The sequence below is a fragment of the Micromonospora sp. C95 genome (assembly GCF_018070465.1).
In the GTDB taxonomy this organism is placed as follows: domain Bacteria; phylum Actinomycetota; class Actinomycetes; order Mycobacteriales; family Micromonosporaceae; genus Micromonospora.
Map to the genome: position 1 here is coordinate 46,693 of NZ_JAGPXT010000011.1, position 20,308 is coordinate 67,000.

16 protein-coding genes are annotated in these 20,308 nt (G+C 71.6%); 11 read left to right on the plus strand and 5 right to left on the minus strand.

The features are described 5' to 3' along the window. Positions 1 to 5: 5 nt before the first annotated feature. Entirely contained in the window at positions 6 to 1,874 is a 1,869-nt protein-coding gene (gene typA, locus KBX00_RS15365; RefSeq protein ID WP_210827458.1) for a translational GTPase TypA, read from the minus strand. 124 nt (positions 1,875 to 1,998) lie between these two features. On the opposite strand from typA, the gene KBX00_RS15370 reads away from it, so the two are divergent. Continuing rightward, complete coding sequence (locus tag KBX00_RS15370; protein ID WP_210827460.1) at positions 1,999 to 3,351, plus strand: DedA family protein; 1,353 nt, start codon at positions 1,999 to 2,001, stop codon at positions 3,349 to 3,351. Positions 3,352 to 3,449: 98 nt separating this feature from the next. Beyond that, a complete protein-coding gene (locus KBX00_RS15375; RefSeq protein ID WP_210827466.1) occupies positions 3,450 to 4,343 on the plus strand; it encodes a lytic transglycosylase domain-containing protein in 894 nt (297 codons plus the stop codon). On the opposite strand, the gene KBX00_RS15380 is transcribed toward KBX00_RS15375, so the two are convergent. Continuing rightward, entirely contained in the window at positions 4,289 to 6,418 is a 2,130-nt protein-coding gene (locus KBX00_RS15380) for an MMPL family transporter (protein WP_210827467.1), read from the minus strand. The genes KBX00_RS15375 and KBX00_RS15380 overlap by 55 nt on opposite strands. 172 nt (positions 6,419 to 6,590) lie before the next feature. On the opposite strand from KBX00_RS15380, the gene KBX00_RS15385 reads away from it, so the two are divergent. The 3 genes from KBX00_RS15385 to KBX00_RS15395 all read left to right on the plus strand — a co-directional run bounded on the left by KBX00_RS15385 (position 6,591) and on the right by KBX00_RS15395 (position 9,846). Then, complete coding sequence (locus tag KBX00_RS15385; RefSeq protein ID WP_210827649.1) at positions 6,591 to 7,106, plus strand: MarR family winged helix-turn-helix transcriptional regulator; 516 nt, start codon at positions 6,591 to 6,593, stop codon at positions 7,104 to 7,106. Positions 7,107 to 7,109: 3 nt separating this feature from the next. After that, a complete protein-coding gene (locus KBX00_RS15390) occupies positions 7,110 to 8,786 on the plus strand; it encodes a CocE/NonD family hydrolase (RefSeq protein ID WP_210827468.1) in 1,677 nt (558 codons plus the stop codon). Positions 8,787 to 8,949: 163 nt separating this feature from the next. Beyond that, positions 8,950 to 9,846, plus strand: coding sequence for a hypothetical protein (locus KBX00_RS15395; RefSeq protein WP_210827469.1), 897 nt, complete (start codon positions 8,950 to 8,952; stop codon positions 9,844 to 9,846). 80 nt (positions 9,847 to 9,926) lie between these two features. Here the strand turns inward: KBX00_RS15395 and KBX00_RS15400 are convergent, their stop codons facing one another. Next, on the minus strand, positions 9,927 to 10,130 hold the full coding sequence (locus tag KBX00_RS15400) for a cold-shock protein (protein ID WP_164448301.1): 204 nt from the start codon (positions 10,128 to 10,130) through the stop codon (positions 9,927 to 9,929). Between the two features lie 234 nt (positions 10,131 to 10,364). Here KBX00_RS15400 and KBX00_RS15405 point away from each other — a divergent pair, with 234 nt between their 5' ends. Then, complete coding sequence (locus tag KBX00_RS15405; RefSeq protein ID WP_210827471.1) at positions 10,365 to 10,973, plus strand: DedA family protein; 609 nt, start codon at positions 10,365 to 10,367, stop codon at positions 10,971 to 10,973. Positions 10,974 to 11,124: 151 nt separating this feature from the next. Beyond that, positions 11,125 to 11,448, plus strand: a complete 324-nt coding sequence (locus KBX00_RS15410; RefSeq protein WP_210827473.1) for a nuclear transport factor 2 family protein — start codon at positions 11,125 to 11,127, stop codon at positions 11,446 to 11,448. Between the two features lie 12 nt (positions 11,449 to 11,460). On the opposite strand, the gene KBX00_RS15415 is transcribed toward KBX00_RS15410, so the two are convergent. Both KBX00_RS15415 and KBX00_RS15420 read right to left on the minus strand, forming a co-directional pair. Then, the gene (locus tag KBX00_RS15415) at positions 11,461 to 12,114 is read right to left on the minus strand and encodes an MBL fold metallo-hydrolase (RefSeq protein ID WP_210827475.1); all 654 of its coding nucleotides are present in this window, start codon (positions 12,112 to 12,114) and stop codon (positions 11,461 to 11,463) included. Between the two features lie 6 nt (positions 12,115 to 12,120). Beyond that, the gene (locus KBX00_RS15420; RefSeq protein ID WP_210827477.1) at positions 12,121 to 12,837 is read right to left on the minus strand and encodes a maleylpyruvate isomerase family mycothiol-dependent enzyme; all 717 of its coding nucleotides are present in this window, start codon (positions 12,835 to 12,837) and stop codon (positions 12,121 to 12,123) included. 244 nt (positions 12,838 to 13,081) lie between these two features. Between KBX00_RS15420 and rsgA the strand changes: the two genes are divergently transcribed. The 4 genes from rsgA (at position 13,082) to uvrC (ending at position 20,139) form a co-directional block, all read left to right on the plus strand. Continuing rightward, on the plus strand, positions 13,082 to 14,116 hold the full coding sequence (gene rsgA / locus KBX00_RS15425; protein WP_210827486.1) for a ribosome small subunit-dependent GTPase A: 1,035 nt from the start codon (positions 13,082 to 13,084) through the stop codon (positions 14,114 to 14,116). Positions 14,117 to 14,396: 280 nt separating this feature from the next. Further along, complete coding sequence (gene uvrA / locus KBX00_RS15430; RefSeq protein WP_210827494.1) at positions 14,397 to 17,339, plus strand: excinuclease ABC subunit UvrA; 2,943 nt, start codon at positions 14,397 to 14,399, stop codon at positions 17,337 to 17,339. A 163-nt stretch (positions 17,340 to 17,502) separates the two neighbouring features. After that, a complete protein-coding gene (locus KBX00_RS15435) occupies positions 17,503 to 17,979 on the plus strand; it encodes a Rieske (2Fe-2S) protein (RefSeq protein WP_210827496.1) in 477 nt (158 codons plus the stop codon). Positions 17,980 to 18,156: 177 nt separating this feature from the next. Then, on the plus strand, positions 18,157 to 20,139 hold the full coding sequence (gene uvrC / locus KBX00_RS15440) for an excinuclease ABC subunit UvrC (protein ID WP_210827497.1): 1,983 nt from the start codon (positions 18,157 to 18,159) through the stop codon (positions 20,137 to 20,139). Positions 20,140 to 20,308 lie beyond the last annotated feature (169 nt).

Sequence of the window (20,308 nt, forward strand, 5' to 3'; positions counted from 1 at the left end):
TCGCGTCAGCCAGCGTGCTTGCGGCGGGCGGCGGTGCGGGCCCGCTGGGTCTGGTCGAGCACGACCTTGCGGATGCGCACGGCGGCCGGGGTGACCTCGACGCACTCGTCCTCGCGGCAGAACTCCAGTGCCTGCTCCAGCGACAGCTTGCGCGGCGGGATCAGCTTCTCGGTCTCGTCGGCGGTCGACGAGCGCATGTTGGTGAGCTTCTTCTCCTTGGTGATGTTGACGTCCATGTCGTCGGAGCGGGAGTTCTCACCGACGATCATGCCCTCGTACACCTCGGTGCCGGGCTCGACGAAGAGCTGGCCGCGCTCCTGGAGGTTTGTCATCGCGAACGCGGTGACGCTGCCGGAGCGGTCGGCGACAAGCGAGCCGTTGTTACGGGTGCGCAGCTCACCGAACCACGGCTCGTACGACTCGAAGACGTGGTGCAGGATGCCGGTGCCGCGGGTCTCGGTGAGGAACTCGGTGCGGAAGCCGATCAGACCGCGGGCCGGGACCAGCCACTCCATCCGGATCCAGCCGGTGCCGTGGTTGACCAGCTGCTCCATCCGGCCCTTCCGGGTGGCGAGCAGTTGGGTGATCGCGCCGAGGTACTCGTCGGGCGCGTCGATGGTGAGTCGCTCCACCGGTTCGCAGGTCCGTCCGTCGATCTCCCGCGTGACGACCTGGGGCTTGCCGACGGTCAGTTCGTAGGACTCGCGGCGCATCTGCTCGACCAGGATCGCCAGGGCCAGCTCACCGCGGCCCTGCACCTCCCAGGCGTCGGGACGCTCGGTGGGCAGTACCCGCAGCGACACGTTGCCGACGAGTTCCTTGTCGAGGCGGTCCTTCACCATCCGGGCGGTCACCTTGGCGCCCTTGACCCGGCCGACCAGGGGTGAGTTGTTGGTGCCGATGGTCATCGAGATCGCCGGCTCGTCGACGGTGATCAGCGGCAGCGGGACCGGGTTCTCGGCGTCGGCGAGGGTCTCGCCGATCATGATCTCGGGGATGCCGGCGACCGCGATGATGTCGCCCGGGCCGGCGCTGTCGGCGGGCTTGCGCTCCAGCCCCTCGGTCATCAGCAGCTCGGAGATGCGGACCCGCTGGGTGCTGCCGTCGGTGCGGCACCAGGCCACCGACTGGCCCTTGGCGATGGTGCCCTGCCGGACCCGGCACAGCGCGAGGCGGCCGAGGAACGGGGAGGCGTCGAGGTTCGTGACGTGTGCCTGTAGCGGGGCGTTCTCGTCGTACGCGGGCGGCGGGATGGTGTCCAGCAGGGTGCGGAACAGCGGCTCCAGGCTGTGGCTGTCGTCCGGCACCGAACCGTCGGCGGGCTGGGTCAGTGAGGCGATGCCGTCGCGGGCGCAGGCGTAGACGATCGGGAAGTCGATCTGCTCCTCGTCGGCGTCGAGGTCGAGGAAGAGTTCGTAGGTGTCGTCGACGACCTCCTTGATCCGGGCGTCCGGGCGGTCCACCTTGTTGATCACGAGGATGATCGGCATCCGGGCCTTGAGGGCCTTGCGCAGCACGAACCGGGTCTGCGGCAGCGGCCCTTCGCTGGCGTCGACAAGCAGCACCACCCCGTCGACCATGGTCAGGCCACGCTCGACCTCGCCGCCGAAGTCGGCGTGACCGGGGGTGTCGATGATGTTGATGGTGACCGGGTCGGAGCCGTCCGCGGGCAGGTAGCGCACCCCGGTGTTCTTGGCCAGGATGGTGATGCCCTTTTCGCGTTCCAGGTCCATCGAGTCCATCACCCGCTCGGTCGTCTCGCCCCGGGCGCCGTAGGCGCCGGCCTGCCGCAGCATGGCGTCGACCAGGGTGGTCTTGCCGTGGTCGACGTGGGCGATGATGGCGACGTTGCGGAGGTCCGTGCGAAGCTGCATGGGCTCCATCCTCCCGCCTGCGGGGTAGCGGCGTGGCGTCGGGGTCACCCCGGGTGGTCCCGCTCCTGCGGCACGGCGCTGTCACACTGGCAGGGCAGTCCTGCCGAGGTGATCCGGGGGCGCCGTGCACGATCTGCTCAGTTCGGTGCAGAGCCTGCCGCCGTGGCTGATCTACGTGGTGGCGGCGCTGATCGTGGCCACCGAGACGGCCCTGATCATCGGGCTGGTCGCACCCGGTGAGGCGACCCTGTTGCTGGTGGGCTTCCTCACGTACACCGGCACGCTGCGGTTCGGTCCGGCGTTGCTGGTGATGATCGCCGCCGCCGCGGTGGGCGACGCGCTGGCGTTTCGGGCTGGCCGGCGCTACGGGCCTCGGCTGCGGGCCAGCAGGTGGGGTTCCCGGGTGGGACCGCAACGGTGGGCCCGCGCCGACGCGATGCTCGACCGGATGGGCGGGCGGGGTGTGCTGACCGCGCGCTGGGTGGCGTTCGCCCGCACGCTGGTGCCACGGCTGGCCGGTGCGTCGGGCATGCCGTACCGCCGGTTCGCGCCGTGGAACCTGGCCGGGGTGAGCACCTGGGTGGGTGCCTCGGTGCTGGTCGGGCACCTGGCCGGCGAGTCGTACGAGACGGTCTCCCGGCTGCTCGGCCGGGCCACCGGAGCGGTGCTGGTGCTGGTGGCCGCGTTGGTCGCGGTGGTGCTGGCCGGGCGATGGCTGGGCCGAAACCCCGATCCGGCGCGGGCGCTGCTGACCCGGGCGGCCCGGCTGCCGCCACTGCGGTGGCTGTCGGCCCGCTACGGGCTGCTGTTCTTCCTGCTGAGCCTGCGTCTCGGGCCGGCGTGGGCGTTGCTGGCGAACCTGGCGGCCGGGGTGCTGCTGCTGTTCGTGGTGGCGCTGGTGATCGCGTGGGTGCTGCGGGTGGTGGTCCGGCACAGCGGCCTGTCCCTGGTCGACGGGGTGATCGCGGGCTGGTTCGCGGCCCGTCGTACGCCCGACGCGGTGGAGGCGACCCAGGCGGCGGTGTCGCTGCTGCGCGGCTGGTCGCTGATCGCGATGGTGGCGGTGGTGGCCCTGGTGCAGGCGTGGCGGCAGCGGCCGTGGCGGGCGGACCTGCTCAGTGTGGTCGGCACGGTCGGTGCGTTCGTGCCGCTTGTGGTGCTCGCGGCCGTGGCCGACCTGGCCGCCGGTGGACGGGTGGTGCTGTTCTCCACGCAGAACGTGGTGGTGACGGCGAGCCTGTGCACGCTGGCGTGGCTGGTGTCGCGGGGTGCCCGCTGGCCGGTGGCGGTGGCCGCGTGGACCGTCGCGGCGGCCGGGGTCGTCACCATCGGCGGTGCCCGGCTGTACCTGGGGTTGAGCACCGCCAGCGGCACGGTCGGCGCGGTGCTGCTCGGTGCCGCCTGGACGGCGGTGTTCATGGTGGCCTGGGCCACCCGGGACCGCGCGGTGTCCGGCGGTGGCTCCGCCTCCGGATGAGGGCCGTTGCCGTGATCCGGGCGGCGATCGCGGGGCCACGCGCGACGGGCGGTAGCTGTTAGTGTGCGGCGGGTTCGTCAGGGCCGGAGGAGGTCGACATGGGACGCAGCGTCGCACGGTGGGGTGTCGCGGTGGTCGCCGCGATGCTGCTGCTGACCGGCGGTGGATGTGCCGAGGTTGACCCTCCCGCGGCGGAGGTGCCGGCCCCGGTCGCACTGCCGGAGGAGTTGCCGGACGCCTCGGGCGAGCCCGGCGATTCGGCGGAGACGTCGGCGACACCGCCGGCGGTGGAGGCGATGGGTGCCGCGCCGAAGGTCACCCCCAGCGCCAGCGCGTCGCCGTCGGCGGCGAAGCGGAGCCCGAAGCCGAAGCGCACCACGGCCACCGCACCTCGGACGGTGCCGAAGCCGCCGACGGAGACGGAGGTCCCACCGGATCCGCCGAAGCCGCCGTCGAGCGGCTGCAAGCCCAGCTACAAGGGTGACCAGGCCAGCCGGGCGCAGGTCAAGGCGGCGCTTACCGACGCGGCCGGGCGGACGTACTGGCCGACGTCGGCGCCGGACATCCGCGTTCCGCTGAACCTGATCAAGGCGACGGCGTGGCAGGAGAGCGGCTGGCAGTCGAACATCGTCGCCTGCGACAAGGGCATCGGCCTGATGCAGGTGATGCCGGACACCGCGTCCTGGATGAACCAGCGCTTCGGGCAGAGCTACGACGTCTGGGACTACCGGGACAACGCCTACCTCGGCGGCACCTACCTGGCCTGGCTGACCAAGTACATCGGCGACATGTACTTCGACGCCGACTACCGGCTCGACGCCGACCTGTGCACCGCCGAGCTGGACTCGTGCCTGTTGAACGCGGTCATCGCCGCGTACAACTACGGGCACGGGGCGGTGGCGCAGCCCAAGCAGCCGCTGACCATTCCCAACCCGGGCTACGTGCGCAACGTCCGGGCGCTGATGTCGGAGTGCGTCTGCCTCGGGTTCTGATCGGCGCTGACCCGGCCGGGCCACCAGAAGCGTTCCCCGAGCAGGAAGGCCAGGGCCGGGACGACGACCGTACGGACCAGCAGGGTGTCCAGCAGCACGCCGAGGCAGACGATGATCCCGATCTGGGTCAGGGTGATCAGCGGCAGTACGCCGAGGACGGCGAAGACGGCGGCCAGCAGGATGCCGGCGCTGGTGATGACACCGCCGGTGACCCGCAGCGCGGAGAGCATGCCCTGGCGGGTGCCGACGGCGCGGGCGTCCTCGCGGGCGCGGGTGACCAGGAAGATGTTGTAGTCCACACCGAGCGCCACCAGGAAGACGAACGCGAGCAGCGGCACGGTGGTGTCCAGCGCGGGGAAGCCGAGCACGTGGTCGAAGAGCAGCCAGGCACCACCGAGGCTGGCGAAGTACGACGCGACGACGGTCACCACCAGCAGCACCGGGGCGAGCAGGCCGCGCAGCAGCAGCACCAGCACGGCGCCGACCAGCAGCAGGATCAGTGGCAGGATGACGCGTAGATCCTCGGCGTCGGCCGCCGCCGCGTCGTAGGTGCCGGCGACGGTGCCGCCGACGATGGCGCCGCGCGGGGTGTCGCCGCCTGCGGGGGCGGGGGGCGCGGAGTCGGGTACGGCGGCGACCGCGTCCCGCAGGGCGGCCAGCGTCCGGTCGGAGGCGGTGGTGCCCGGTTCGGCCTCAAGGACCACGTCGACCTGGGCGACGGTGGGGCCGGCGGTGCCGGGTCGGGCGGAGGCGACCCCGGGCACCTCGGCGGCGGCCGCGGTGACGGCCGGCACGGAGTCGGGTCGGGTCAGTACCGCGACCGGTTGGGTGGTGCCGGCGGGGAACGCGCGGGCAAGGGTCTGCGCCCCGGCGACCGCCTCCGGCTGCACCCGGAACTGCTCGGTCTCGGACAGCCCGGTGCGCAGGCCGAGGCCGCCCAGGGCGAGTGCCGCCAGCAGCAGCGTGGCCAGGGCCGCGACCGGCGCCGGGCGGCGGATCACGGCCGCACCGAGCCGTCCCCAGACCCGGCCCTCCCGGCCTTCGCCGCCGACCTGCGGCACGAACGGCCAGAACAGGCGTCGCCCGAGCAGCACCAGCGCGGCCGGCAGCACGAGCAGGGCCGATGCCATGGCCAGCAGGATGCCGGTGGCGCAGGCGACGGCGAGGGCCCGGTTGAGTTCCCGTTCGCTGAGCAGCAGGGTGAGCACCCCGAGCATGACCGTGCCGCCGCTGGCGAGGATCGGTTCGGCGGTGCGGCGCAGCGCGGCCCGCATGGCGGCGAAGCGGTCCGCCTCCCGGCGTAGTTCCTCCCGGTAACGGGCGATCAGCAGCAGGGCGTAGTTGGTGGCGGCGCCGAAGACGAGGACGCTGGCGATGCCGCTGACGGCACCGCCGGCGTAGTTGATGCCGACGGCGGGGACGATCGTGTCGAGGGCCCGCAACGCCACCTGTTCGGTGGCGGCCACGACGGCCAGCGGCACCATCCACAGCAGCGGACTGCGGTAGGTGACGAGCAGCAGCAGCGCGACGACCGCGGCGGTGACGGCGAGCAGGGTGGTGTCGGCACCCTCGAAGACCTTGGTGAGGTCGGCGGTGAAGGCCGGCGCGCCGGTCACCTCGACGGTCAGCTCCGCCGGTAGCGCGGCAAGCGCCGCGCGGACCTCGGCCACGGTGGTGGCCACCGCCTCCTGGCCTCCCTCGGTGCTCAACGGCACGGCGACCAGGGCCACCGTCCCGTCGGGCGACAGTTGCGGTGGGGAGACTTGACCGCCGACGGTGAATGCACCGAGGGAGTCGGTGCCGGTGGTGACGGCGGCGCGGTCGTCGTCGGTCAGCGGCGCGCCGTCGTCGCGGGTGACCACCACGATGGCCGGCTGGACGTCGCTGGCCGGCAGTTCGTCCTGCAACCGCTCGACCTGGGTGGACTGCCAGCGGTCGGACAGGCCGGTGGCGGAGACGGGTGCCGGGTTGTCGGGGGTGGGCAACCAGAAGACGGCCGCGCCCACGGCGAGGGCCGCGAGGACGGTGAACGAGGCGTTCAGGCGACCGCCCGCCACGCGGGTCAACACGGACATCGGGAGAACCCCCAGTCGGCAAGTATCTAGACAGTCGAGATTTTCGCCTATCAAGAGAGATGCTGCAACAGCTCGGCCGCAGAGAATCTCGACAGCCGAGACGAGGGTTCGGCTCGGTTATGCTGCGAACCCGGACCTCGGCAGGAAGCGGCGGGACGTGACAGCTCACGGTATGTACCGCAGGCGCGACACGCGCCGGGACGTGCTGATCGCCGAGATCACGGCCGAGCTGCGGCGCTACGGGGTGGACGCGCAGCACGTCGGGCACGCCTTCGCCGGCCAGCACGGTCTCAACGCCACCGACCTGCAGGCACTGATCGCCGTGATGGACGCCGAGCTGCTCGGCGATCCGATCACGCCGGGCCGGCTCGGCGAGCACCTCGGGCTCTCCTCCGGCTCGGTCACCGCCCTGATCGACCGGCTGGAACGCGCCGGGCATCTGCGCCGGGACCGGGACACCGCGGACCGGCGCAAGGTGCTGCTGCGCTACGCCGAACGCGGCGCCGAGCTGGCGATGGGCTTCTTCCGGCCGCTGGGCGAGCGCACCGACCGGGTGATGGCCGGGTTCGGCGACGACGAGCTCGAGGTGGTGTACCGGTTCATGACGGCGATGGGAACCTCGTTGCGGGAGCACCGGGACGAGGTCCGGGCCGCCCGCACCGAGCCGCACCGACGCCAGCCGGAGTGAGTCGTGCTCGATCGTCTGGCGGCTGGACTCGCCGCCGCCGCCCTGCGACTGCCACCGGCGCGGACCCGACGGGTCACCGTCACCCGGGACATCGGGTTGCGGGTACGCGACGGTGTGATCCTGCGCACCGACCACTACGCCCCCGACCTGCCCGCCGCGCCCACCGTGCTGATCCGTACCCCGTACGGCCGGGCCGGACCGATGCGGCTGCTCTGCCGTCTCGCCGCCGAGCAGGGATTCCACGTGGTCATCCAGTCCTGTCGGGGCACCGGCGGCTCGGGCGGTGAGTTCGAGCCGTTCGTGCACGAACGCGACGACGGTCTGGACACCCTCGACTGGCTGCGCCGGCAGCGGTGGTGGACCGGCGCGTTCGGCATGTTCGGCGCCAGCTACCAGGGCTTCGTGCAGTGGGCGCTCGCGGCGGAGGCGGGCCCGCAACTGCGCGCCATGGTCGCCGTCGCCACCGCCTCGACCACCCGCGACTCCACCTACGCGGGCGAGTCCTTCGCCCTGGACACTGTGCTGACCTGGGCCGAGCTGCTGCAGGCGCAGACCGTGCCGTGGCTGGCCCGCCAGTGGGAGCTCAAGCGCGGCCAGCCGAGACTGACCGCTGCCCTGGCCCACCTGCCGCTGATCGAGGCCGACCGGGTCGCCACCGGCGTGACCGTGCCGTTCTTCCAGGAGTGGCTGCGACACCACACCCCGGAGGCCGACTACTGGCGCAGCCGGGTCTTCGACGACCGACTGCACCTGGTCGGCTCGCCGGTGGCGATGGTCAGCGGCTGGCACGACATCTTCCTGCCGGCCCAACTACGCGACTACACGGCGCTGCGGGCCACCGGTGCCCGTCCGCGCCTGGTGGTCGGGCCGTGGACCCATGGCAGCCCCGGGTTGTTCGTCGCCGCCCTGCGTGAAGGGCTGAGCTGGCTCGGCGCCCACCTGTCCGACGATCGGGCCGGCGATGTCGCCCATCCGCCCGACGCTCCCGTGCGGGTGCACGTCGGTGGTGCCGGCGGGGGCTGGCGTGACCTGCCCGACTGGCCGCCACCCGCCGACGCCGTCCGGTGGTACCTGCACCCGGGTGCGGCCCTGAGCCCCGCGGACCCGGTCCCGTCGCCGCCGGACGGATTCTGGTACGACCCGGCCGACCCGACGCCGTCGCTCGGCGGCCCACTGCTCGTGGCCCAGCGGGCCGGGCCGTTCGACAACCGTCCGGTCGAGGCCCGACCCGACGTGCTGACCTGGACCAGCGAGCCGTTGACCGCCGGGATCGAGGTGATCGGGCCGGTACGCGCCGAGATCCACCTGCGCAGTGAGCTGTCCTACCTGGACGTCTTCGTGCGGCTGTGTGACGTGGACGCCCGGGGGCGTTCGTGGAACATCTGCGACGGGCTGGTCCGGCTCGATCCGCACCGGTTTCCCGCCGACGACGCCGGCGCCGTCGTGGTGCCGGTCGAGATGTGGCCGACCGCCCACCGCTTCGCCCCCGGGCACCGACTGCGGCTACAGGTCTCCGGCGGGGCCCACCCCCGCTACGCGCGTAACCCCGGCACCGGGGAACCCCTCGGCGCGGCTGTCACACTCCGTCGTGGATTCCGGGAGATCATGCACGACCCGGATCATCCGTCCGCAGTGGTCCTACCGGTCGTCCACTCTGCCTCCCAGGCAACCCCAAGCTGAATCAAAGCGCCTCTGAGCTGGGCATTCGCCAAAAGAGCGAGCTATCGTGGTGATACGCCCGCCGCCGTGCACCCGATTGGCCGGGCCCGCCGGTGAGCCTCTCCACCGCGTACGCGGTGTCACTGTCGTGCCTGGTCCCCGACGAGTAAGCGAAGGGGGACCCATGACGCGGGCACCGGCAAATCTTCTCGCCGTTCGTAGTCTGCTGCTTGAGCATCTCAACCGTGATCCCAACCGCAGTCGCGACGAGGATCTCGAACCCAACGAGGTCGGCATCGTTGGCGACGCCAACCACCGAGGGGGTTACGACTGCGGGTCGGACCGGGTCGTCACCAACGACTACTCGGTGGTCGAGTCGCCCCGCGACCGTAACGGACTGACCCTCGACGCCGCCGCGCTGGACGTGGGGACGTTCCGGCTCGACTCCGGTGGCCGCAACCACAACCTGTTCACGTTCTCGACCTGGTGCGTGGCGCAGTGCGTCGCCAACGCCCCGGACACCCGCGACATCCGCGAGATCATCTACTCACCCGACGGCAACGTGGTCCGGCGCTGGGACCGGCTCGGTCGCCGCAGCACCGGTGACCGGTCGCACCTGTGGCACACCCACTTCAGCTTCTTCCGGGACTCGATCAAGGCGAACCGCGACCAGCGGCCCCTTTTCCGCCGCTACCTGACCACCATCGGACTGCTGGACCCCGAGGATGGAGAGAACGACATGACACCCGAGGAGCACAACTGGCTCAGGACCGTCCACCGCAACCTCACCGTCCTGGACGGGCGCAACCCGATCGGGCAGACCTACACCCGGATGGCCATGGGCGAGGACCACACGGACCCCGCCTTCCGGGTCTCCCACCCGACCCTGCGCAGCATCGGCGCCCAGCTCACCGCGCTGCAGAGCACAGTGGAGGCGCTGACGAACCGGGACTTCACCGACGAGCAGGCGATCATCAGCGGGGTGCTGGCCGGTCTCACCCCAGAGGAGATCGCGGCGGCCATTCCGCCCACCGTGGCGGAACAGGTCGTGAGTGAGCTGAGCCGGCGCCTGGCGGCCTGACCTGAGACAACCTGACGAGTGGCGGCCGGTACCGGCCGCCACTCACCGCCGTGCGATCAGCCCCGGGGGACCGGCACGAGTCAGAGCGGACGGACGTTGTCCGCCTGCGGGCCCTTCTGCCCCTGGGTCACGTCGAACTCGACCTTCTGGCCCTCACCCAGCTCTCGGTAGCCGCTGGACTGGATGGCCGAGTAGTGGACGAAGACGTCGGGCCCTCCGCCGTCCTGCTCGATGAAGCCGAAGCCCTTTTCGGAGTTGAACCACTTCACGGTGCCGGTTGCCATGCGTACTCTCTCCCTGTTCCATGCGGGCGACCGCTGGCTTGTCCGCCGGTGATCGCCCAATACCTTCCCGACAGTAACCGGTGAATAGCGGATTTGCCGGGCGAAGCGCCTCAGGTGATGCGGCGGATGGCCCCGACGCGGCGCGGGATCGGGGTTCACCCTCAGGGGCGCCGCTACGAGATAGGGGAGGAAACCCGATGTTCACGGTGGCGGGCAGGCCCTAGCGTACGAGACATGGCGGACCAGTTGGCCCAGGTCGGAGAGCTTCCCGTGGTGGTGCTGATGGCGGTGCTCGGGGTGGTCATGCTCTTCGACGCGGTGCCGCTGTTCGGGGTCCTGGTGCCCGGTGACGTGGCGGTGCTCGCCGCGGTGGCGGTCGGCACCCCCGCCACCGGGTTGGCGACCTTCGTCGCCGTGGTCACCGGATGCCTCGCCGGCTGGTCGATGAGCTTCCTGGTCGGCCGGCTGTGGGGCGATCGGCTGCGGCGCAGCCGTTTCGGCGGTTGGGTCGGCGAGACGCGATGGGCGGCAGCCGAGAGCATCCTGCGCCGCGACGGCGGCCGGCTGGTACTGATCGCGCCCTTCCTGCCGGTCTTCAACGCGTTGCTGCCGCTGGCCGCCGGCGGGCTGCACATGTCGTACCGGCGGTTTCTCGGGTTCGCGGCGCTCGGCGCGGCCGGGTGGGCCGGGCTCTACCTGGTGGTGGGTACCGCGTCGCGGACGCTGGCCGGGCTGCTGCCCGCCGGAGCGAGCCCACTGCTGGTGACCATGCTCGGCGGACTGCTGCTGGCGGCCCTGGTGCTGCTCGGCACCCGGCGGCGGCTTCGCGCGGTCACCCGCTGAACCGGTCACCACCTCGCCCGGTCGCCTTCCTACCGGGCCGCTTGACCAGCCCGTCGGCTGCGCTCGGAACCCGCTCGAACCTCGGGTGGCTGTCGGACACGTCGGGCATGATCAGGGCGTCCGTCCGCACTGCCCCCGGGGGAGCCCTGCCATGAGTGACGTACCGCCACTGATCCGTCGTTACTTCGCGCTCGCCGGTCAGCCCGACAGCGACGCCTACTTCGCGCTCTTCGCCCCCGACGCGGTCGTCGAGGACGAGGGCAGGGCGCACGAGGGCATCGCCGCGATCCGGGCCTGGCGGCGGGAGGTGCCGCTGGTGTCGTACGAGATCACCGACGTGACGCAGACGCCGGCAGGGACCGTGGTCACCGCCACCATCACCGGTGACTTTCCCGGCAGCCCCTTCGCCGGCCTGCGGTACCGCTTCGAGGACTACGACGACAACCAGATCCGACGGCTGCGCATCGCTCCCTGACCGGCGCGGCTGTCACCAGCCGCGGGCGCGCCACTCGGCCAGGTGGGGGCGTTCCGCGCCGAGCGTCGAGTCCCGGCCGTGCCCGGGGTAGAACCAGGTCTCGTCGGGCAGCCGGTCGAACAGCTTGTGCTCGACATCGTCGATCAGCGCGGCGAACCGCTGCGGATCCCGGTCGGTGTTGCCGACCCCACCCGGAAAGAGACTGTCGCCGGTGAAGAGGTGCGGCACACCACCGGGGTCGCGGTAGAGCAGTGCCACCGAGCCCGGGGTGTGGCCCCGGACGTGGACGACCTCCAGGGCGCAGTCGCCGACCGGCACGAGGTCGCCGTCGGTGAGGGTCTGCGCCTCGATCGGCAGCCCGTCCGCGTCATCGGTGTGCACCAGCGCACGGGCGCCGGTCTTGGCCACCACCTCTTCCAGACCGACCCAGTGGTCCATGTGCTGATGGGTGGTCACCACCGTGGCGAGACCCGCGTCGCCGATCAGTTCCAGCAGGCGGGGCGCCTCGTTCGCGGCGTCGATCAGCACCTGCTCACCGGTGCTGGCGCAGCGCAGCAGGTACGCGTTGTTGTCCATCGGACCGACCGACACCTTGGTGATGGTCAGCTGGTCGAGTTCGCGTACCGCCGGCGGACCGCCGGGTGTGACTTCTCCGGTGTAGGTCATGACTTCCTAGATCCATTCGGGTGGGCGGGGCAGCTGTCCGTCGGGGGTGACGGTCAGGGTGGTGCCGGGGTCGCGGCCGGTCAGCCACGCGGCGAGTCCGGCGGCCGAACCCGCGACGACCGGCGCCTGTGCCGGGTCACCGAGCACCAGTTCGTGGCTGCTGCCGTCGAAGCGCAGCACCATCGCCGGTACGTCGCCCCGGCCGGCGAAGCCGCTGGTCACCTCGTGCAGCAGCCGGTGACCGAAGTCCGGTGACCAGTCCGCGTGCCGGTAGCCGGCGGCCAGGTCGACGTGGTGGATCTCCAGTTCCCGCAGCCGGCCCCAGACGAGCAGGGCCGCCGGCCGCGGGCCGTGCCGGGTCTCGACGGTGGCACCCCACGCCGCCACCGGCATCGCGGCGACGGCCTCGACGAACCGGTCCGCGCTGCGCCGCAGGTCGTCGAGGTGTTCCTCCGGCGGGCGCGCGGCCCCCGCCTCGATGTCGGCGGTTCGGGTCGCGGCGCTGGCGTACATCGGGATCCGTTCGCCGGTGCGCGCCGAGGTGAGCAGGTTGACGAAGCCGTCGGCATTGCGGCAGACGTGGGTGAGCACGTGTCCTCGGCTCCACCCCGGCAGCAGGGACGGTGCCGCGAGATCGGCGGCGTCGAAGGTGGCCGCCGTCCGTAGCAGTCGGGCCGTGGCATCGTCCACGTCGCCGGTCAGCAGCAGCGGATCCATCGTCACGTTGCTGACCCTAGTGGGCCGCGCCCACCGCGTCGCCGGGGAATTCACTTCCGGCGTGGCGCGGCCCGACCTACCGTCTGTGCCAGCGGCCCCCTCGAACCGGATGCCTCGCCTGCCGCCTCGCGGCCCGGTCACCGGCGGGGGATGTCGACCAGGTTCGTACGCGGCGCCGGAGCGGAGGAGGTGGTGGTCATGCCGGTCACCGCACCCGTGTATCACCCGCACCGACACTGAACGAGGAGCCATGACCATCTCGCTGACCGCCCTGGGCTGGGACACCGACCGGGCGGCCCATCTGCGACGCATCCGTACCGATCAGCGCCCCGGCCGGGTGGCCCGCGTCGACCGTGGCGTCTGCACCGTGCTCACCGAGGCGGGGCCGGTGCGCGCCTCGACCGGCGGGCCGCTGCTGGCCGCCGCCGTCGGCGACGCCACCCGGCTGCCCGGCGTCGGCGACTGGGTGCTGCTGTGCGCCTGGCCCGACGGGCGGACGACGGTGGAGGCGGTGCTGCCCCGCCGTACCGCGTTGATCCGGCGCACCGCCGGTAAGGACGCCGGCGGTCAACTGCTGGCCGCCAACCTGGACGTGGCCGCCGTGGTGGAGCCGGTGCACCCGGCACCGGATGCCGCCCGCATCGAGCGGCTGCTCTCGCTGGTCCACGAGTCGGGAGCCCGGCCACTTGTGGTGTTGACCAAGACCGACCTGGCGGCCGACCCGGCGGCGGTGGCGCGTCAACTGGCGGCCCTGGCACCGGGCGTGCCGGTGCTGCCGGTCAGCGCCGAGCACGGCACCGGACTGGAGGCGCTGCGCGCCGAGGTCGGTCCGGGTCGTACCCTCGGGCTGCTCGGACCCTCCGGAGCCGGCAAGTCGAGCCTGGTCAACGCGCTCGTCTCGGCGGTGGTGATGCCCACCCAGGCGATCCGTCGGGTGGACGGCAAAGGTCGGCACACCACCACCTGGCGGGCGTTGGTGCCACTGCCCGGCGGGGGTGCCGTGGTGGACACGCCCGGTGTTCGGGCGGTCGGCCTGCTCGACGGCGCGACCGGGCTCGACCGCGCCTTCGCCGACATCGCCGACCTGGCCGCCGACTGCCGGTACGGCGACTGCGGGCACGAGGCCGAACCGGGCTGCGCGGTGCGGGCGGCGCTCGATTCCGGGACGCTGACCGCTCGTCGCTATGACAACTGGCGCCGGCTGCAACGCGAGGTCACCCACCAGACCCGTCGCCGCGCCACCCGCGTGTCCCGCACCACCCCCCGCACCCCCCACCCCCGCTGACCACCCCAACCTCGGAGCCCTCCAGCCCGCGATCATGCAGATGTGGCTGTCGGTACGAGTTTTTTGACCATTTTTGGGACGTGGCGCAGCTGCGTGGTCGGCGGGTTGGGGGTGCCGGGGGGAGAGGGGGTGGGGAGGGGTGGGATGTCTGGGTGGGGAAAGTTGTCGGGGGGCGGGTCTACAGTTGCCGGGGCGCACTCTCCGCGCTGACACAACCGCTGGGTTCACCCCAAAAGCGGACAGATCTTCCTCTTCATCCTCACCCGGGAGTACACGGACCGTGGCCGACCGTTTGATCATCCGTGGCGCACGCGAGCACAACCTGCGTGACGTCAGCCTCGACCTGCCCCGGGACGCCCTGATCGTGTTCACCGGGCTGTCCGGGTCGGGCAAGTCGAGCCTGGCCTTCGACACGATCTTCGCCGAGGGCCAGCGCCGCTACGTCGAGTCGCTGTCGTCGTACGCCCGGCAGTTCCTCGGCCAGATGGACAAGCCGGACGTCGACTTCATCGAGGGCCTGAGCCCGGCCGTCTCCATCGACCAGAAGTCCACCTCGCGCAACCCCCGCTCCACGGTCGGCACGATCACCGAGGTCTACGACTACCTGCGGCTGCTCTTCGCCCGGGTCGGCGAACCGCACTGCCCGGTCTGCGGCGAGCGGATCTCCCGGCAGAGCCCGCAGCAGATCGTCGACCGGGTGCTCGCCATGGCCGAGGGCACCCGCTTCATGGTGCTCGCTCCGGTGGTGCGGGGCCGCAAGGGCGAGTACGTCGACCTCTTCGCCGAACTTCAGGCCAAGGGGTACGCCCGGGCCCGGGTCGACGGGGTGGTGCACCAGCTCACCGACCCGCCGAAGCTGAAGAAGCAGGAGAAGCACACCATCGAGGTGGTGATCGACCGGCTCAGCGTCAAGCCCAGCGCCAAGCAGCGGCTGACCGACTCGGTCGAGGCGGCGCTGGGCCTCTCCGGTGGCCTGGTCCTGCTGGACTTCGTCGACCTGGCCGAGGACGACCCCGACCGGGAGCGGCGCTACTCCGAACACCTGGCCTGCCCCAACGACCACCCCCTGGCGATCGAGGATCTGGAACCCCGGGTCTTCTCCTTCAACGCGCCCTACGGCGCCTGCCCCGAGTGCACCGGCCTGGGCACCAAGAAGGAGGTCGATCCGGAGCTGGTCGTTCCCGACCCGGAGCGCAGCCTGCGTGAGGGGGCGATCCAGCCCTGGGCGACCGGGCACAACCTGGAATACTTCCTCCGTCTGCTGGAGGCGCTCGGCGAGGCCGAGCACTTCGACGTCGACACACCGTGGCGGGCGTTGCCGTCGCGGGCGCAGAAGACGATCCTGCACGGCTCCGGCGACCAGGTGCACGTGCGTTACCGCAACAAGTACGGCCGGGAACGCTCGTACTACACCGGCTTCGAAGGCGTGATGCAGTGGATCGAGCGCCGGCACTCGGACACCGAGAGTGAGTGGTCGCGGGAGAAGTACGAGGGCTACATGCGCGACGTGCCCTGCGCGGCCTGCGGCGGGGCTCGGCTCAAGCCCGAGGTGCTCGCGGTCACCCTGGCCGGGCGCAGCATCGCCGAGGTGTGCAACCTGTCCGTCGGGGAGTGCGCCGACCTGCTGGCCGGCATCGAGCTGACCGACCGGCAGAAGCTGATCGCCGAGCGGGTGCTCAAGGAGATCAACGCCCGGCTGCGCTTCCTGCTCGACGTCGGGCTGGACTACCTCTCCCTGGACCGGCCGGCCGGCACCCTCTCCGGCGGTGAGGCGCAGCGCATCCGGCTGGCCACCCAGATCGGCTCCGGCCTGGTCGGCGTGCTCTACGTGCTCGACGAGCCGTCGATCGGCCTGCACCAGCGGGACAACCACCGGCTGATCGAGACGCTGGTACGGCTGCGCGGCCTGGGCAACACGCTGATCGTGGTCGAGCACGACGAGGACACCATCCGCACCGCCGACTGGATCGTCGACATCGGTCCCGGCGCGGGTGAGCACGGCGGCCGGATCGTGCACAGCGGCTCGGTGCCGGCGCTGCTGGAGAATCCCGAGTCGCTGACCGGGGCGTACCTGTCCGGTCGGCGGGAGATCCCGACGCCCAGGGGCCGCCGGCCGCAGACCCCCGGGCGGGAGCTGGTGGTGCACGGGGCCCGCGAGCACAATCTGCGCAACCTGACCGTGAGCTTCCCGCTCGGCCAGCTGATCGCCGTCACCGGGGTCAGCGGCTCGGGCAAGTCGACACTTGTCAACGACATCCTCTACGCCGTGCTGGCCAACCAGATCAACGGTGCCCGGCTGGTGCCGGGCCGGCACACCCGGGTCTCCGGCCTGGACAACGTCGACAAGGTCGTCGGCGTCGACCAGTCGCCGATCGGCCGCACCCCGCGATCCAACCCGGCCACCTACACCGGCGTCTGGGACCACGTGCGCAAGCTGTTCGCCGAGACCACCGAGGCCAAGGTCCGGGGGTACGGCCCCGGACGGTTCTCCTTCAACGTCAAGGGCGGCCGCTGCGAGGCGTGCTCCGGCGACGGCACCATCAAGATCGAGATGAACTTCCTGCCCGACGTGTACGTGCCGTGCGAGGTCTGCAAGGGCGCCCGATACAACCGGGAGACCCTGGAGGTGCACTACAAGGGCAAGACCGTCTCCGACGTGCTGGAGATGCCGATCGAGGAGGCCGCCGAGTTCTTCTCCGCCATCCCGGCCATCCACCGGCACCTCAAGACACTCGTCGACGTGGGGCTGGGCTACGTACGGCTGGGGCAGCCCGCACCGACCCTCTCCGGCGGCGAGGCGCAGCGGGTCAAGCTCGCCTCGGAGTTGCAGAAGCGCTCGACCGGGCGGACGGTCTACGTGCTCGACGAGCCGACCACCGGTCTGCACTTCGAGGACATCCGCAAGCTGCTGCTGGTGCTGGAGGGCCTGGTCGACAAGGGCAACACCGTGATCACGATCGAGCACAACCTGGACGTGATCAAGAGCGCGGACTGGCTGATTGACATGGGCCCCGAGGGCGGCCACCGGGGCGGCACCGTGCTCGCCACCGGCAGCCCGGAGGAGGTCGCCGAGGTCGCCGAGAGCCACACCGGGCAGTTCCTGCGTACCGTCCTCAAGCTCGACGGCGCGGCGAAGGGTGCCGTGGCGGCCACTGCCCGGGCGGCGAAGGCCAACGGCGGCCGGGCTCGGGGCGGCCGGAAGGCCACCGCCGCCGCGCGCTGATCCGCCGCGCGGTCGGCGGGCGCCTGACCGCCTGGCGCGCCCGGGTGGTCGATCGGGTGAACCGCCGGGCAGAGTGGTGCGTGTAGGGGAGAGTGACCACAGATCATGCACCGGAGTCACCGACGGAGGGGCGAGGCATGGGCGAGCGCAACGGAGCACTGGCATGAGCGAGGAGCAGGTGCCGGCCGGGCCTGACGTGCGTACCCGCCGAGCCCTGCTCGCGGGGGCGGGGGCGGTCGGCGCGGCGGCGGTGCTGGCCGCCTGCGGCGGTGAGGACGACGGCGGCGCGGCACCCAGCCCGGGGCCGCAGATCACGAACACCGGTGACGCCGGTGGCGGGGACCGCGAGGGCGCCCAGTCACTGGCGCGGACGACCGACATCCCGGTCGGTGGCGGCGCGGTCTTCGCCGCCCAGGGCGTGGTGATCACCCAACCCACGGCGGGGGACTTCAAGGGGTTCGATCCGGTCTGCACCCATCAGGGCTGCCCGGTGTCGAACGTCGACGGCGGCACCATCAACTGCACCTGCCACGGCAGCAAGTTCTCCATCGAGGACGGCTCCGTCACGGCCGGTCCGGCCACCACGCCGCTGGCGGCCAAGAACATCAAGGTCGACGGCGACCAGATCGCGCTGGCCTGAGCGGGCGGTCGCGGCCGGGACGGTGTCGTCCCGGCCGCGACCGTGGGCCGCGTTGGGCGTGGACCGACATCTCCCACGGGTGGAGAAATCCATCCGGTACGATCGGGCACAGCCGGCCGCCGGAACGGTCATCCGGGGATGATTCGGGCTGTCGGAGGTGGCGACTAGTCTCGGAGTGTGGCTGATCCGTCGACCTACCGGCCCGCGCCGGGCACGATTCCCGAGGCACCGGGGGTCTACTTCTTCTCCGACGGCACCGGCCGGGTCATCTACGTGGGCAAGGCGAAGAATCTGCGCAGTCGGCTCAACTCCTACTTCGCCGACCTGTGGGGGCTGCACCAGCGCACCCAGCAGATGGTCACCACCGCCGAGGCGGTGGACTGGGTCACCGTCGGCACCGAGGTCGAGGCCCTCCAACTCGAATACCTCTGGATCAAGCAGTACGACCCGAGGTTCAACGTCCGGTACCGCGACGACAAGTCCTACCCCTACCTGGCGGTGACCCTCGACGAGGAGTACCCACGCCTTCAGGTGATGCGCGGGGCCAAGCGCAAGGGGGTGCGCTACTTCGGGCCGTACTCACACGCCTGGGCGATCCGCGAGACGCTCGATCTGCTGCTCCGGGTCTTCCCGGCCCGCACCTGCTCCGCCGGGGTGTTCAAGCGGGCCGGCCAGGTCGGCCGCCCCTGCCTGCTGGGCTACATCGGCAAGTGCTCGGCTCCCTGCGTCGGCAGCGTCTCCGCCGAACGGCATCGCGAGATCGTCGACGACTTCTGCGACTTCATGGCCGGGCGCACCGACACCATGGTCCGCAAACTGGAACGCGAGATGGTCGAGGCCAGCGAGCAACTGGAGTTCGAGCGGGCGGCCCGGCTGCGCGACGACGTCGCCGCGCTGCGCCGGGCGATGGAGAAGCAGACCGTGGTGCTCGGCGACGGCACCGATGCCGACGTGGTGGCCTTCGCCGACGACCCGCTCGAAGCCGCGGTCCAGGTCTTTCACGTCCGGGGCGGCCGGGTGCGGGGCCAGCGCGGTTGGGTGGTCGAGAAGACCGAGGAGCTGACCACGGGCGACCTCGTGCACCACTTCTGCACCCAGGTCTACGGCGGCGAACACGGCGAGGCCGACTTGCCACGGGAACTGCTGGTGCCCGAGCTGCCCGCCGACGCCGACGCGCTGGCCGACTGGCTCTCCACCCACCGCGGCGGCCGGGTGACCATGCGGGTGCCGCAGCGCGGTGACAAGCGGGCCCTGATGGAGACGGTCGAACGCAACGCGAAGGACGCCCTGGCCCGGCACAAGCTCAAGCGGGCCGGCGACCTCACCACCCGCAGCAAGGCGCTCGACGAGATCACCGAGGCGCTCGGTCTGCGGACCGCGCCGTTGCGCATCGAGTGCTTCGACATCTCGCAGATCCAGGGCACCGACGTGGTCGCGAGCATGGTCGTCTTCGAGGACGGGTTGCCCCGCAAGAGCGAGTACCGCCGGTTCATCATCCGGGGGGCCACGGATGATCTCTCGGCGATGTCCGAGGTGCTGCGCCGCCGCTTCGCCCGCTACCTCGACGCCCGAGCCGAGACCGGTGAGGCAGGTGTCGAAGCTGACGCCCTCCCCGCTGAGCTGGACGCGGCCGACGGCGGCGACGAGCCGCGGATCGGTGCGCTTGTCGACCCGACCACCGGCCGGCCACGCAAATTCGCGTACCCGCCGCAGTTGGTGGTGGTCGACGGCGGCGCGCCGCAGGTCGCCGCCGCCGCGCAGGCCCTCGCCGAGTTGGGCGTCGACGACGTGGCGCTGTGCGGGCTGGCGAAGCGGTTGGAGGAGGTCTGGCTGCCCGACGACGACTTCCCGGTCATCCTGCCGCGCGCCTCCGAGGGGCTCTACCTGCTGCAACGGGTACGCGACGAGGCACACCGCTTCGCCATCACCTTCCACCGGCAGCGCCGCTCCAAGCGGATGACCACCTCGGCGTTGGACAACGTCGCCGGTCTGGGCGAGGTACGCCGCAAGGCGCTGCTACGCCACTTCGGCTCGTTGAAACGTCTCTCGGCCGCCACCGTCGAGGAGATCACCGAGGTCCGTGGCATCGGCCGGCGTACCGCCGAAGCGATCCTGGCCGCGCTCGGTGCCGGCGGCGAGCAGGAGCAGTCCACCACCTGACCGCCGTCGCAGCGGTGCTGCACCCCGGCGTCGGCCGGGGTGCTGGTGTGGGGTGTCGCCCCTGTCGACCTGACAGCACCAACGGATCGCCACGCCGATAGCGTGGACGGGTCAGCTCGACAGCGTCCCCACCTCAACCTGACCGGCCAGCAGGCGGAAATCCGGAAAT